A 12163-nucleotide genomic window follows, 5' to 3' on the forward strand; every position below is an offset into this window, starting at 1 on the left:
GGGGGTACCGGTGTGTGTCGGGGTGGCGCCCACCAAGACACTGGCCAAGCTGGCCAACCACGCCGCCAAGGCATACCCGCAGACCGGTGGGGTACTGGTGCTGACGGATCCGCAGTGGCGTCAGCGTTTGCTGGCACGCACGCCAGTGTCGGCGGTCTGGGGTATTGGGCGGCGCCTGGGGCAGCGTCTGAATGAGATGGAGATTCATACGGCGCTGGATCTGGCCCGCGCCGATTATGGTCTGATCCGCAAACGGTTTTCTGTGGTTCAGGAACGGGTGGTACGCGAACTCAACGGAGAGAGCTGCCTGCCCCTGGAGATCCGGCTGGAGCCTCGCCAGCAGATTATTCATTCCCGTTCTTTCGGAGAGCCGGTAGCCTCGCTGGTGGCAGTGCGCCAGGCGGTGAGTGATTTTACCGCCCGTGCAGCGGAAAGCATGCGGGCAGAAGGGCTCAGTGCCGGTGCCATCAGTGTTTATCTGCGCACCGCCCCGGTTGGCAAGCCGCAACAGTTATTTCCTCATTCTGCCCGGGCGACCCTGTCGCCGGCCACGACAGATACCCGGGTGATGGTCCGCCATGCGGTGGAGATGGTGGCAGCTCTTTGGCAGGCCGGTTACCGCTACGGTAAGGCGGGCGTCATGCTGACGGATCTCGGGCCGGCGGGGTGCGAGCAGGTAACCCTGTTTCGCGAAGATGAAAACGCAGAGAAAGGAAGCGCGTTGATGGAGGTGATGGATACCATCAACCGGAGCGGCAAGGGCAAGGTATGGCTGGCAGGGAGAGGAATGAATCAGGCGGAGCGTTGTGTCTGGGCCATGCGCCGGGCGCATTTGTCGCCTGCCTATACCACTCGCTGGAAGGATCTGCCCCGGGCCCGATAGAGTGGGCGGCGGGGCAGACGATGGCGCCGTGTGTCAGACGGCGGTCATCGGCACCTGCTCCAGCATGCGTTCCTCGATACGGTCCAGACGGGCACGGCAGTCCCGGAAGGTGCGACTGATGGCGGTGGTGTTGGCCACCATGTCGAGCTTGGGCCAGGTCGCCTTTTCCCCCTTGCGGATGTAATTGCGTACATCCTGCAGGGTGGGGTTGCTAAGTACTTTCAGGGCGTTCATGGGCTGGCGCGGCGGGATCATGTTGATATCGCCGATATACTTCTGGGTGACCATGCTCTTGGCCTTGTCGAACATCAGGCCCACGTCGTTGGATTCCACCCGGCGTTGCATCAGTTGCAGGGCGTAGCGCAGATTCATGGAGACGTTTTTCAGGCCCCAGTCCGCCAGGGTGCTCAGGGAGCTGTCGGTGTTCTCGTTACGCGACAGGAACGGCACCACATGAGGATTGGTCTGACTGACGATGGAGTGGTTGACGCCATACAGCCGGGACAGGCGACGGATGGGCAGGTCATCAACGATGGAACCATCCACGAACTTGCGGCCGGGGATGTAGGGCACCCGTTCGCCATCAATATTCTTGGCCCACAGGGAGACTGGCGGATAGATGCCGGGAATCGCGCAGGATGCCAATGATGCCTTGCGGATCAGCACGTTGGGCGAAGTGCGCCAGTTGAGCAGTCGGGCGTGCTGGTTCCGGTCGTAGGGGCTGACGGTAATGTTGATTTCACGGCCGGTGTGCCGGTAGGCCTCCTCGAAGGTCATGTCGAGGATGTTTTCTTCCAGACAGGCTTCCAGGTGGTCGCCATCCAGCACCGGGGTGCCGCGCACGATGCCCTTCCAGCCCAGCACTTTGAAGGCTTCCAGATAGATATTTTCAGGTTCCAGCTTGAGTTTCAGCTCATCATCGTTGTGGGTGCCCACAACGGAGGCAATGATGCTGCCGGCACTGGAGCCGGAAATCACCGAAGGCAGTAGTCCTTGCTCCCACAGGCAGCGGGCCACACCGATATGGAACAGGCCAAGGGCGGCGCCACCGGACAGCATCAGGCAGCTCTGGCCGAAGGCCTGGCCGGTGGTTTCGAAGAAATCCAGTTTTTCCTTGAGTCCAAATTCCTTGAAGTTGGTATCGCACAGGTAGTTCAGGGCGATGGTGACTTCTTCGAGATAATTCTCGATCAGGCGTTTGGTTCCGACTCTGGTCTGCTGATAGAGGCGCGGGTTGGAGATGTTGCCCAGGTTGCCATGCAGACCTTCGTGCAGATGGAACACCAGCTTGTTCACGTCATGGCGTTCACGGGCCTGGCGGATCTGCCACAGGCGATTACGGATCAGCTCGTAGTCGTAATGGGGTGAGCGATCGATTTCTTTCCATTCGTCCGCACCGGAAAGACGGTCGTGTTCGCGGCTGGCTTCGTACCATTCTTCGTAGGTTTCAGCGTGCTCGATGGCCCGATCCAGTTGCTTGAGAGTGCCTTTCATGCAGGTCTCCGCCAATTGGGGCCTCTTAACTTTCCCTTGCGTCATTGCCCAGATTACGAACCAGCCTGAAAAGCTGAGAAGGCAAGAGGAGGGGAGGCAGAGGCTCCCTTGTTGTCATTAGGTGATGTCAGTATAGCCATGACCGGTGGCGGGGTTTAAGGCTTTGTAGGACAAAAAGAACGCGGCCGAAAAGAAAAGGCCGCGTTTATATGGGCAGAATTGCCTAACAGAGGATCAGCGCAAGCTGATGGGGTGGGTCGGTTAGCCTGGCAGTGCCCGGGCCACATCTTCAAGTACCCGGATCATGTTCATGGCCCGGAATGGATGGGACAGGGTGAAAGGCGCATTGGGGCGCTCCTGGGAGCTGGGGTAGACCACGATGCAGGGTTTGCCACTTTTGTTGTTGGCGGTGCGTTGCGCATCCTGGGCGGGGACCAGCAGCACGTCGGCCTGGCCGGGATCGGCGTTTTCCCAGATAACGCTGCAGCGTCCGTTAATAATGCCCATCATCGAGACAAAGGCGCTGGCGGAGTCGTGGGTGAGGCCACTGACGGAAATCTTGCGGTTCATGGTGCGTCCCTGTAACGGTTCCCGAAACCGGCGGGGCCGGTGGTTTGGGGGAACTTCGTAATCCCTTGGGAACTGTTGTAGTCAACTGGTAGCGGTGTGGGCAAAGCGATCACGACCAGTGGCGGCGGGGTAGATACTGAACGGGGCTATGACGAAATACGCATAAGATAAAGCCGATAAAGCGTGTAAGAGATTTCCTACAAATGCGGCTTTTGCTGGCTACGGAACTGGCCCGGTGTCATGCCGGTATGTCGCTTGAAGCTGCGTTGGAAAGAGCGGATGTCCGAGTAGCCCAGGGCTTCGGCGATTTCGGCCTGGGGGGCGGGGCTCTGGCAGAGCAGTTTCCGGGCCTGGTGCAGTCGCACCTCATCCAGCAGCTTCTGCCAGTTGTGCCCTTCGTCTGCTAGTCGACGGTGCAGGGTGCGTACATTCATGCCCAACCGCTCGGCAATCGTTTCCTTGCGCGGTAGCGAATGGCCGATGGCATCCTGAATGCACTGCTTGACCCGCTGGCCCAGGCTGGTTTCCACGCCTAGTTGATGGAGCTGTTGAATGGCGTGGGCTTCCAGGGTGGAGAGCAGTAACGGGTCCGGTTGGCGAATGGGTTGCTCCAAGAGTCCCGGCGGGCCGATCAGGGCAGAGCAGGGTTGTGCAAACAGCACCTCGCAGAGAAACACCCGCTGGTATTCCTCCACCAGCGCCGGTTTGGGTCTGGGATGCTCCAGCCAGACCTGGGCAGGCGCCAGTTGCTCATTGCCAGTCAGCCAGCGGGCATAGCGGACCCAGGAGCCCAGCACGTTGTCGATCAGGTGCTGGCGAGCCGGCTGCTGTGTATAGCGGCAGTCCCAGCGAATAGCGGCCTGGTTATCGGCAATGCGGGTGTCGGTGGTGCCCATGTCGCCCACCAGCGTCTCGTAGAGGCTGACTTTGGACAGGGCCTCGTGGAGAGTGCTGGCACTCATGGCGATATAGCCCATCACGTTATAGGAACCGGGCTGGACGAACTCGGAGGTGTGCAAGCCAAACAGCGGATCGCCGGCCTGGTCGATCAGGGTATGCAGCAGCGTCTGGAAGCTGGCCCCGGGGATGCGGGCGTCCGGCTGTCGGATTCGTTCCGCATCAAGAGCAGCAGTATCCAGTGCTGTAGCAATATCCAGCCCGCGGGCTTCGCCGTGGGAAAGATATTGCTGCAGCGCGGCGCTGCAGATCTGACCGAGGCTATCCATTAATCCAGTTCGAAGGTGATCTGGACCCGGGCGGTGATATCGGTTTCGCCGGGTCGGTAGCTGTCGGCGTTACCGCTTTTCTCGCTCCGTGCCATCATCATTACCGGCTGCGGGGGCTGGAAATCCTGTGCCTGGATCTGGATGGCCTTGCCCAGCTCCCGGTCTGCGGCCTCGGCGATGATACTGGCCCGCTTGCGGGCGTCGGCTACAGCCTTTTCCAGGGCCTGGTTAGCCAGTTGGTCTGCGTTACTGACTTCGGTGCCGGCCGGGCGAATATCACGAACGCCCTGCTTGGCCAGTCCGTCCAGTAGCTGGGTATAGGTGTCCAGGCCATTGGCGCGGAAGGTGACGTCGCGGCTGACCTGATGGCCGATCAGTTTGCGCTCCGGCTGATATTGCCATTGCGGCTGGACATTCAGGTCACTGGCGCGCACCTGTTTTTCCTCGATATCCAGATCGTCTGCCAGGTCGAGCATGTCGGCGACAGCGTCGTCGACCCGGGATTTCATGGCGGCAATGTCGTCACCCTGTTCGCGGGCGGTGGCCACTACCCGGAAAATATCCGGCTGGGCAGCAATTTCGCCACTGCCGGATACGGTGATGCTGTCCGGCCCGGCGTTGATCATCTGGTGGGAATCACTACAGGCGGTCAGGCTCAAGACACCCAGGGCGATCAGGGATGCGGCGGTGATGCGTTTCATGGACTCTCCTTGTACTGCCGTGCAATCGACAGTGCTCTATTTTGCGCATTTACAGCGGGATAACCACCCCATGGTTCGCGTTATGTGTGCGGAGGGCCTTTGAGAGGCTGGTAACAGATAACTTGTGTATGGGTGGCTTGGTTGTTATCGACTTAGCCCCTATCATCGCAGCTCGCGAAACGGAGGCCATCATGAGTTCAGCCGAGCAACGCATTCGACAGCAACTGGGCGATTTTATTCCCGACGATCTGGGCGTCAGCCTGACATCGGTGGATGCCATTGAATCACTGACCGTGGACGACAGCACCGTCCATGCCCGAATCGTTCTGGGGTTTCCGATTGACGGTATCCGTGACTACATGGCAGCACAGATTCGGGAGCATCTGAGTGAGGTGCTGGAAGGCCGTGAGCTGACTCTGGTGCTGGAGTCGGACATTATTCCGCACCGGGCCCAGAGCAGCTTGCCGGCAATGGATCAGGTGGCCAATGTGATTGCGATAGCCTCCGGCAAAGGCGGGGTGGGCAAGTCCACCACAGCGGTGAATCTGGCCTTGGCGTTACAGGCCGAAGGCGCCCGGGTGGGACTGCTGGATGCGGACGTGTTCGGTCCCAGTCAGCCGCTGATGCTGGGCCTGCCGGACGGCACCCGGCCGGAGGTGCTGGAAGGTAAGTACTTTGTACCGGTGGAGGCCTATGGGCTGCAGACCATGTCCATGGGCTATCTGACCACCAAGCAGACCCCGGTGGTCTGGCGTGGCCCGAAAGCCAGTGGTGCACTGGTACAAATGATGGAGCAGACCCGCTGGCATGAGCTGGATTACCTGTTGGTGGATCTGCCGCCGGGCACCGGCGATATCCAACTGACACTGGCCCAGAAAATTCCGGTGGCCGGTGCGGTAGTGATTACTACGCCCCAGGATATTGCCCTGCTGGACGCCATCAAGGGCGTGGAGATGTTTCGCAAGGTGGATATCCGCGTACTGGGCATCGTGGAGAACATGGCCGTGCATATTTGCAGCCAGTGTGGCCATAAGGAGCATGTGTTCGGTCAGGGCGGCGGGGAACGGATGGCCAGCGAGTACCACACCGAAGTGCTGGCGGCACTGCCATTGTCACTGCGTATCCGGGAACAGGCCGACAGCGGCCAACCAGTGGTAGCGGCCTGCCCGGACAGCGAGGAAGCCGGCCTGTATCGGCAGGCAGCGCGCCGGTTGGCGGCCAGACTGTCATTGACGGAAGCTGGCAAGCGGGCGTTTCCCAAGGTGACACAACATTGAAGGACGCGGTCGATCAGGCCTGCTGCGTGCGGCGTTTCATGCTGCTACCATTGGCCGCTTGAACGCCAACCACCCCGGAACATTGAGGCGCAACAATGACGATTAAATCGGATCGCTGGATTACCCGTATGGCCGCCGAGAAAGGCATGATCGAGCCCTTTCAGGCCGGGCAGATCCGTGCGGATGAAAATGGCGAAAAAATGATTTCCTACGGCGTGTCCAGCTATGGGTACGATGTGCGCTGTGCGGATGAGTTCAAGGTGTTCACCAATATTCATTCCGCCACGGTGGATCCCAAGGCCTTTGATGAGCGCAGCTTTGTGGACATCAAGGGCGACTACTGCATCATTCCGCCCAACTCCTTTGCCCTGGCCCGCACCGTGGAGTATTTCCGCATTCCCCGTAATGTGCTGACCATCTGTCTGGGCAAGTCCACCTATGCCCGTTGCGGCATTATCGTCAATGTGACGCCCCTGGAACCGGAGTGGGAAGGTCACGTGACCCTGGAGTTTTCCAACACCACCACGCTGCCGGCAAAAATCTATGCTCACGAAGGCGTAGCGCAGATGTTGTTCTTCGAGTCCGACGAGATGTGTGAAACGTCTTATATGGATCGGGGCGGGAAATACCAGGGCCAGCGCGGCGTGACCCTGCCACGGGCCTGAAGCCATTTTCTGCCCTGCTGTAGGAGCGTCGCTGGCGGCGCGATCAAAGGCGTTGAAAGAACCATTCCACCACAGAGGGCACAGAGTCCACTGAGGAAAATAATGGGGTTTTTTCTGTGTACTCTGTGCTCTCTGTGGTGAGAGTGCTTTTGATCCAGACCTGTTATGCCTCGTCAGCACCAAGTTTTTGCTAGGACAACGGCGGCACATCCGGGCCGTCGTAATCGATCATGATCAGTTCTGCCTTTAGCAGGGTGCTTTCAATGTGTCTGGCCTTGACCACCATGTAGTCCAGGCTGGGCGCTACCCAGAACAGGGTGCGACGTTTTTCCTTGCTGTCCCCTTCGCGCTTTTTTTCCACCAGCAAGGTGTCAATTTCGCCCATGGGCGTATCAATGACTTCCCGATCAATGATCTCGAAATGATGGGTGCGGAGTTTGTCGCCGTAAGCGCTGGTGACTTTGTAGGCCTTGTCGCCGGTGGCAAACACACAGCGGCCGCGCAGCAGAATGGTCAGCTCATCCAGAGTGTTTTCCGGAATTTCCAGGCTTTCCTGATCGTCTTCTGACTCGTTGTGGACCATGGGTGGGTTCCACTGGAAGTCCATGTGGTGGTAACGGTGCTGGCCGAATCCCTTGAACTCATGCACATACTGGGTGGTGCGCGGCTGGCAATCACGCCAGTGGAAATAACTCTCTTCCGTATTGGTAAGCAGGAAGGATTTGGCCTTGAGCAGCATGCGGTAATAGTCTTTGCCCTCGGCGGGTTCCAGCACCAGATCGGCCTTGACTGGCGTGGGCAGCTTATTCACATAAATGCGGAATTCAGCGGCAAAGGGAGCCAACGGCTCGGCGGTGGCAAGACTGCTGGTTGTCAGTAGCAGGGCAAGAAAGATCCGTCGCACTGTTATAATCCTTCCATAGATTGCAGTGTCATTACGTGGTCGCCATCACTGTTTTCCTGCAAGAGTTGGACGAGCAGGTAATTGTACTGTGGTGCAAACCACATATAGGTCTGTCGTTTGCTGTTGGCGCCTCGCTGGCGTTGTACTTTTACTGTTTCAATCCGCTTGCCGTCAATCTTCAACGGTTCCTCGCCGACTACCCGGTAGCGATGGGCTTCCAGAGAGCGTTCATCAGCAACCTGTAGCTTGATATCCCGTTGGCCTGTTTGCAGAGAGCATTGCAAGGCCAGCGAGACAGACAGTTCGTCTGTGGCTTCATCGGTGATCGGGTAGCTGCGGATGGGTTTGTCGGTTCGTTCGCTGGCGGCGACACCGGCTTTGCGATCCAGATGCAGCTTTGCTTCCTTCACCCGGCCCAGGCCACGACGGTAGTAGCCGTAGTAGGTGCTTTCGGGGATGCATTGCTGCCAGTCAAACAGGGTGGTTTCGCGAATTTCGCCCAACCAGTTCTTGGCCTGCACTTCCATTTTCCACAGACCATCCCGGACAGGTTTCAGGGTGCGGGTGGCGGTGAATGTAAATGGTATGCCTTCGCTCTTGAGGTGGTAATCCAGCGTGAAGGGAGCCACCGGTGGCTCGGCATGGCTGGCCGGAGCCACCAGGGCCAGTATCAGCAGCAGACTGCTAGACCAATTGAAAACCCTGTTCAGGGAGTGATTTGCCATCCAGCTTGACTCCGTCGTGATCCAGTTCCAGGCGCTGCTCGGCGCGCCATTGCAACACCAGAGGATAGAGCAGGTGTTCACGTTGTTGTACACGTTTGGACAGGGAATCGACGGTATCGTTCGCAAGGACGTCTAGTGGAGCCTGGGCGATCAGTGGACCGCCATCCAGTTCTTCGGTAACGAAATGGATGGAGCAGCCATGTTGACGGTCGCCGGCTTCCAGGGCCCGGGCATGGGTATGGAGCCCGCGGTATTTGGGTAACAGGGAGGGGTGGATGTTGATCAGTCGGCCGGCGTAGTGGCGTACAAACAGCGGTGAGAGGATACGCATGAAGCCAGCCAGAACCAGAGTGTCTGGCTTATAGCCATCCAGCATCTCAATCATGGCCTGGTCGAAGGCCTCCCGGCTGTCGTACTGGCGATGATCGAGTACTTCGGTGGCAATGCCGGCATGCCGGGCACGGGTCAGACCGCCGGCATCGGCACGATTAGACAGTACCACCGCGATTTCTGCATGCAGGCGGCCGTTATCAATGGCCGCCATTATGGCCTGCAGGTTGGTGCCGGATCCGCTGATCAGGACAGCAAGACGGTGCGTCACTCTGCCAGGCCTTCCAGTACTACTTCCGGTTCCCCTTCGCCGGCCTGGATTTCACCCATCAGGAAAGCCACTTCGCCTTCGGCTTCCATCAGTGCCAGGGTGGCATCCACCTGGTCTGCCGGGACGGCAATGACCATGCCCACACCACAGTTGAAGGTACGGTACATTTCGAAGGCGGGTACCTGGCCTTCCTGTTGCAGCCACTGAAAGACAGGGGGGAATTCCCAGCTACGGGTGTCGATAACCGCGCGGGTGTTTTCCGGCATCACCCGGGGCAGATTTTCCGGCAGGCCGCCGCCGGTAATGTGGGCCAGAGCGTGGACTGGTACCTGTTCCAGCAGCTTCAGCAGGGGCTTCACATAGATGCGAGTGGGCGCCAGCAGGTGTTCCATCAGGGGCTGGCCGTCCAGGTCGATATTGATGTCGGCCTGGGCCATGATGCGGCGGATCAACGAGTAGCCGTTGGAGTGGGGGCCGGAAGAGGCGAGGCCGATGAGCTTGTCGCCAGCCTGAACCTTGCTGCCGTCCAGGACGCCATCTTTTTCCACCACGCCTACGCAGAAGCCGGCCAGATCGTAGTCTTCACCTTCGTACATGCCCGGCATTTCTGCAGTTTCGCCGCCAATCAGGGCGCAACCCGCCATTTCACAGCCTTCACCGATCCCGGTTACCACGCTGGTGGCGGTCTCCACATCCAGTTTGCCGGTGGCGTAATAGTCCAGAAAGAACAGAGGCTCGGCGCCGCCCACGATCAGATCGTTGACGCACATGGCCACCAGATCGATACCTACCTTGTCATGGCGGCCAGTATCAATGGCCAGGCGCAGTTTGGTGCCAACCCCGTCGGTACCGGCCACCAGCACCGGGTTCTTGTAGCGGCTGGGCAGTTCGCAAAGGGCGCCGAAACCGCCCAGACCGCCCAGCACCTCGGGACGACGGGTGCGTTTGGCCACGGGGGCGATACGTTTTACCAGCTCGTTGCCAGCGTCGATATCGACACCGGCGTCACGGTAGGTCAGTGGCCGTTTCTGATCGGTCATGGGGGGCTCCGGGTTGGTGAAGGCGCGTATTTTAAGGGCGGGGGACCCATCTTTCCACCGCTGTATTCACCTGAAAATCAGGTTCGCTTGGTGGGAGCGAATAAGTGATAATAGCGCGCTTGAATTTTCAGGTTGGAATGGGCGGTCATGCGTTTTCTTGGAATCGTGGCATTGTTGTTGGGATTGTCCCTGGGAGCCCGGGCAGACTCTCTGAATATGGTGGTGCTGCCGGTAGATGGCCGGGGTGAAACCGAGCGCCAGGAGGCCTTGCAGCAGGGCCTCAAGCAGATGCTGGTAAGGCTCAGTGGCAAGCAGCAGGTAGTTGACCAACCGGTAACCGAGCAGGCTCTGGCTCAGCTGGACCGCTGGGTGACTCGTTACGATTATAATGGCGATACCCTGTTGGCCCGTTATGACACCCACGGACTGATGGATTTCATGGCGGTTGAAGGTGCACCGGTATGGGGGTTCCCCCGTCCCCAGGTGTTGATCTGGCTGGTAGAGCAGGGCGCCGGCCGTGGAGACATGGTGGCGGGAGATCATGAGCTGCGTGAGCAGCTGGTCAGCGAAGCCCAACGTCGAGGGTTGTCATTGGTGGTGCCCGAATGGGACAGCCAGGACCGTAATGCGGTCACCGTAGCCGATGTCCGCGGCCGTTTCGATAACCAATTGCTGTCTGCTTCTGATCGCTACTCTCATGAATTGGTAGTTGCCGCCGTCCTGTACGAAGGCTCACCGACCAAAGTGAGCTGGCGTGTGTTACAGGGCAACAAGACCCTGGACCAGGGGCGTGAGGAGAGTGCCTCCGTCGAACAGGCGGTGAAGACGTTGGTGGACGCGGTCACGGACCAGCTCGCCCAGCGTTATGCAGTGGCCAGCAGCGCTTCCCAGCAGCTCACCTTGCTGGAGGTCGAGCAAGTTCAGACACTGGCAGACTGGTATCAATTGCAGGGCTTCCTCTCAGGACTGAGCGGCATGCGGGCCGTGTCGCTGGTGCAGACCTCAGATCAGGTTGTGACCTTCGGTCTGGATTTTGGGGCCAGTGATTCCCAGCTGCGCAGCCTGCTGGAATTATCCCGACAATTGCGCCCCTGCCCGGACGATGTCGTCGCCGGGCCGCAGTGGCGTTACTGCTGGCGCCCCTGATCCATGAGCGCACAGCTGCCTCTGGCACTGCAACTGCGTGAGGGAAATGATCTCTCCAACTTCCTTTCCGGTCCCAACGGGGCTGCGCTGGCCGGTGTCCGTGAAGTGGTGCTGGGCGAAGACCGGCAGGCCTTTATTTGGGGTAGTGTGCAACAGGGCAAGAGCCACCTGTTGGAAGGAGCCGTCCGTCTGGCCCAGCAGCAGGGTCTGGATGCCTGTCTGTTGCCTGCCAGCGAGCTGCTGCCGCTGGTGCCGGCGGTGCTGGAGTCCATGGAGCAATTCGATCTGTTGGCGCTGGATGACTGTCAACGTTTTGCCGGCGATACGGCCTGGGAAGAAGCCCTGTTTCACCTTTATAACCGCCTGATGGCAAGGGGCGGGCGCCTTCTGGTGACCGCCGATGCGTCCCCGGGCGCCGTAGGCCTGCTGCTGCCGGATCTGGCTACCCGGCTGGCTGCCGGGCCGGTATACAGACTGACGCCATTGGCGGATGACGATCTGCAAAAAGTGTTACAGGAGCGGGCGAAGGCCCGGGGGCTGCGCATTGAGCAGGATGTGGCCCACTATATTGTCCTGCGTAGCGAACGCACCCCGGGAGCGCTGATGGCGTTGCTGGACCGCCTTGACCGCATGGCTCTCGCGCAGCAACGCTCGGTCACTATTCCCTTTGTCAAGGATGCGCTGGGGTGGTAAAAAGGGTCGCTTAACGAATAAGCAACAGTTCGCTACGCAAGTAACCGGTATATTGATGATTAATTACATCAGGTTACGTTTCCGGTGGTTCCGAGTACCACCGGATTTTGGATCCAGATTAGAACAATAACGCCAGGCACAAAAAAGCCTGCAGGAGCACAACATGCGCCATATCGCGCTTTGGCAAACCCTTGCTGGCTGCGCCCTTATTCTCGCAGCCGCCTCTTCCCAGGCCACC

At 59.2% G+C, this 12163-nt stretch carries 13 protein-coding genes; 5 read left to right on the forward strand and 8 right to left on the reverse strand.

The annotated features are described in order from the left end of the window. Positions 1 to 883, forward strand: an 883-nt coding sequence (locus tag HUJ17_RS11140; RefSeq protein WP_290510755.1) for a DUF4113 domain-containing protein, incomplete at its 5' end; no start/stop codon positions are given. Between the two features lie 33 nt (positions 884 to 916). Here HUJ17_RS11140 and HUJ17_RS11145 read toward each other — a convergent pair. The 4 genes from HUJ17_RS11145 to HUJ17_RS11160 form a co-directional block, all read right to left on the reverse strand. Then, positions 917 to 2377 carry a DUF3336 domain-containing protein gene (locus HUJ17_RS11145; protein ID WP_290510756.1) on the reverse strand — a complete coding sequence of 487 codons (1461 nt, stop codon included), beginning with the start codon at positions 2375 to 2377 and terminating at the stop codon, positions 917 to 919. Positions 2378 to 2638: 261 nt separating this feature from the next. Continuing rightward, positions 2639 to 2947 (reverse strand): hypothetical protein, encoded by a 309-nt coding sequence (locus HUJ17_RS11150; protein ID WP_290510757.1) that lies wholly within the window; start codon positions 2945 to 2947, stop codon positions 2639 to 2641. 197 nt (positions 2948 to 3144) lie between these two features. Further along, on the reverse strand, positions 3145 to 4173 hold the full coding sequence (locus HUJ17_RS11155) for an AraC family transcriptional regulator (protein WP_290510758.1): 1029 nt from the start codon (positions 4171 to 4173) through the stop codon (positions 3145 to 3147). Beyond that, positions 4173 to 4874 carry an SIMPL domain-containing protein gene (locus tag HUJ17_RS11160; protein ID WP_290510759.1) on the reverse strand — a complete coding sequence of 234 codons (702 nt, stop codon included), beginning with the start codon at positions 4872 to 4874 and terminating at the stop codon, positions 4173 to 4175. Before HUJ17_RS11160 ends, HUJ17_RS11155 begins: the two co-directional genes overlap by 1 nt. Before the next feature lie 191 nt (positions 4875 to 5065). Between HUJ17_RS11160 and apbC the strand changes: the two genes are divergently transcribed. Both apbC and dcd read left to right on the forward strand, forming a co-directional pair. Next, entirely contained in the window at positions 5066 to 6151 is a 1086-nt protein-coding gene (gene apbC / locus HUJ17_RS11165; protein WP_290510760.1) for an iron-sulfur cluster carrier protein ApbC, read from the forward strand. Between the two features lie 95 nt (positions 6152 to 6246). Further along, positions 6247 to 6816 (forward strand): dCTP deaminase, encoded by a 570-nt coding sequence (dcd, locus tag HUJ17_RS11170; RefSeq protein ID WP_062816266.1) that lies wholly within the window; start codon positions 6247 to 6249, stop codon positions 6814 to 6816. Between the two features lie 190 nt (positions 6817 to 7006). Here dcd and HUJ17_RS11175 read toward each other — a convergent pair whose 3' ends face one another. The 4 genes from HUJ17_RS11175 to purM are packed head-to-tail and all read right to left on the reverse strand — an operon-like array spanning position 7007 to position 10086. Then, positions 7007 to 7720, reverse strand: coding sequence for a DUF3108 domain-containing protein (locus tag HUJ17_RS11175; protein ID WP_290510761.1), 714 nt, complete (start codon positions 7718 to 7720; stop codon positions 7007 to 7009). 2 nt (positions 7721 to 7722) lie between these two features. Continuing rightward, positions 7723 to 8445 (reverse strand): DUF3108 domain-containing protein, encoded by a 723-nt coding sequence (locus HUJ17_RS11180; RefSeq protein ID WP_290510762.1) that lies wholly within the window; start codon positions 8443 to 8445, stop codon positions 7723 to 7725. Then, on the reverse strand, positions 8405 to 9046 hold the full coding sequence (gene purN, locus HUJ17_RS11185; RefSeq protein WP_290510763.1) for a phosphoribosylglycinamide formyltransferase: 642 nt from the start codon (positions 9044 to 9046) through the stop codon (positions 8405 to 8407). Before purN ends, HUJ17_RS11180 begins: the two co-directional genes overlap by 41 nt. Continuing rightward, a complete protein-coding gene (purM, locus tag HUJ17_RS11190) occupies positions 9043 to 10086 on the reverse strand; it encodes a phosphoribosylformylglycinamidine cyclo-ligase (protein WP_290510764.1) in 1044 nt (347 codons plus the stop codon). The genes purN and purM overlap by 4 nt, the downstream gene beginning before the upstream one ends. Positions 10087 to 10233: 147 nt before the next feature. Between purM and HUJ17_RS11195 the strand changes: the two genes are divergently transcribed. Further along, entirely contained in the window at positions 10234 to 11232 is a 999-nt protein-coding gene (locus tag HUJ17_RS11195; protein WP_290510765.1) for a DUF2066 domain-containing protein, read from the forward strand. A 3-nt stretch (positions 11233 to 11235) separates the two neighbouring features. Then, positions 11236 to 11925, forward strand: coding sequence for a DnaA regulatory inactivator Hda (hda, locus tag HUJ17_RS11200; protein ID WP_290510766.1), 690 nt, complete (start codon positions 11236 to 11238; stop codon positions 11923 to 11925). Positions 11926 to 12163: the final 238 nt, after the last annotated feature.

Source organism: Alcanivorax sp., from assembly GCF_014762765.1.
Classification (GTDB): Bacteria; Pseudomonadota; Gammaproteobacteria; order Pseudomonadales; family Alcanivoracaceae; genus Alcanivorax.

What these genes read in the sequence shown, in the direction of transcription:
- HUJ17_RS11145 (WP_290510756.1), bottom strand. Translation starts at nt 2,377, where the DNA reads ATGAAAGGCACTCTCAAGCAACTGGATCGGGCCATCGAGCACGCTGAA.
- HUJ17_RS11150 (WP_290510757.1), bottom strand. Translation starts at nt 2,947, where the DNA reads ATGAACCGCAAGATTTCCGTCAGTGGCCTCACCCACGACTCCGCCAGC.
- HUJ17_RS11155 (WP_290510758.1), bottom strand. Translation starts at nt 4,173, where the DNA reads ATGGATAGCCTCGGTCAGATCTGCAGCGCCGCGCTGCAGCAATATCTT.
- HUJ17_RS11160 (WP_290510759.1), bottom strand. Translation starts at nt 4,874, where the DNA reads ATGAAACGCATCACCGCCGCATCCCTGATCGCCCTGGGTGTCTTGAGC.
- apbC (WP_290510760.1), top strand. Translation starts at nt 5,066, where the DNA reads ATGAGTTCAGCCGAGCAACGCATTCGACAGCAACTGGGCGATTTTATT.
- dcd (WP_062816266.1), top strand. Translation starts at nt 6,247, where the DNA reads ATGACGATTAAATCGGATCGCTGGATTACCCGTATGGCCGCCGAGAAA.
- HUJ17_RS11180 (WP_290510762.1), bottom strand. Translation starts at nt 8,445, where the DNA reads ATGGCAAATCACTCCCTGAACAGGGTTTTCAATTGGTCTAGCAGTCTG.
- purM (WP_290510764.1), bottom strand. Translation starts at nt 10,086, where the DNA reads ATGACCGATCAGAAACGGCCACTGACCTACCGTGACGCCGGTGTCGAT.
- HUJ17_RS11195 (WP_290510765.1), top strand. Translation starts at nt 10,234, where the DNA reads ATGCGTTTTCTTGGAATCGTGGCATTGTTGTTGGGATTGTCCCTGGGA.
- hda (WP_290510766.1), top strand. Translation starts at nt 11,236, where the DNA reads ATGAGCGCACAGCTGCCTCTGGCACTGCAACTGCGTGAGGGAAATGAT.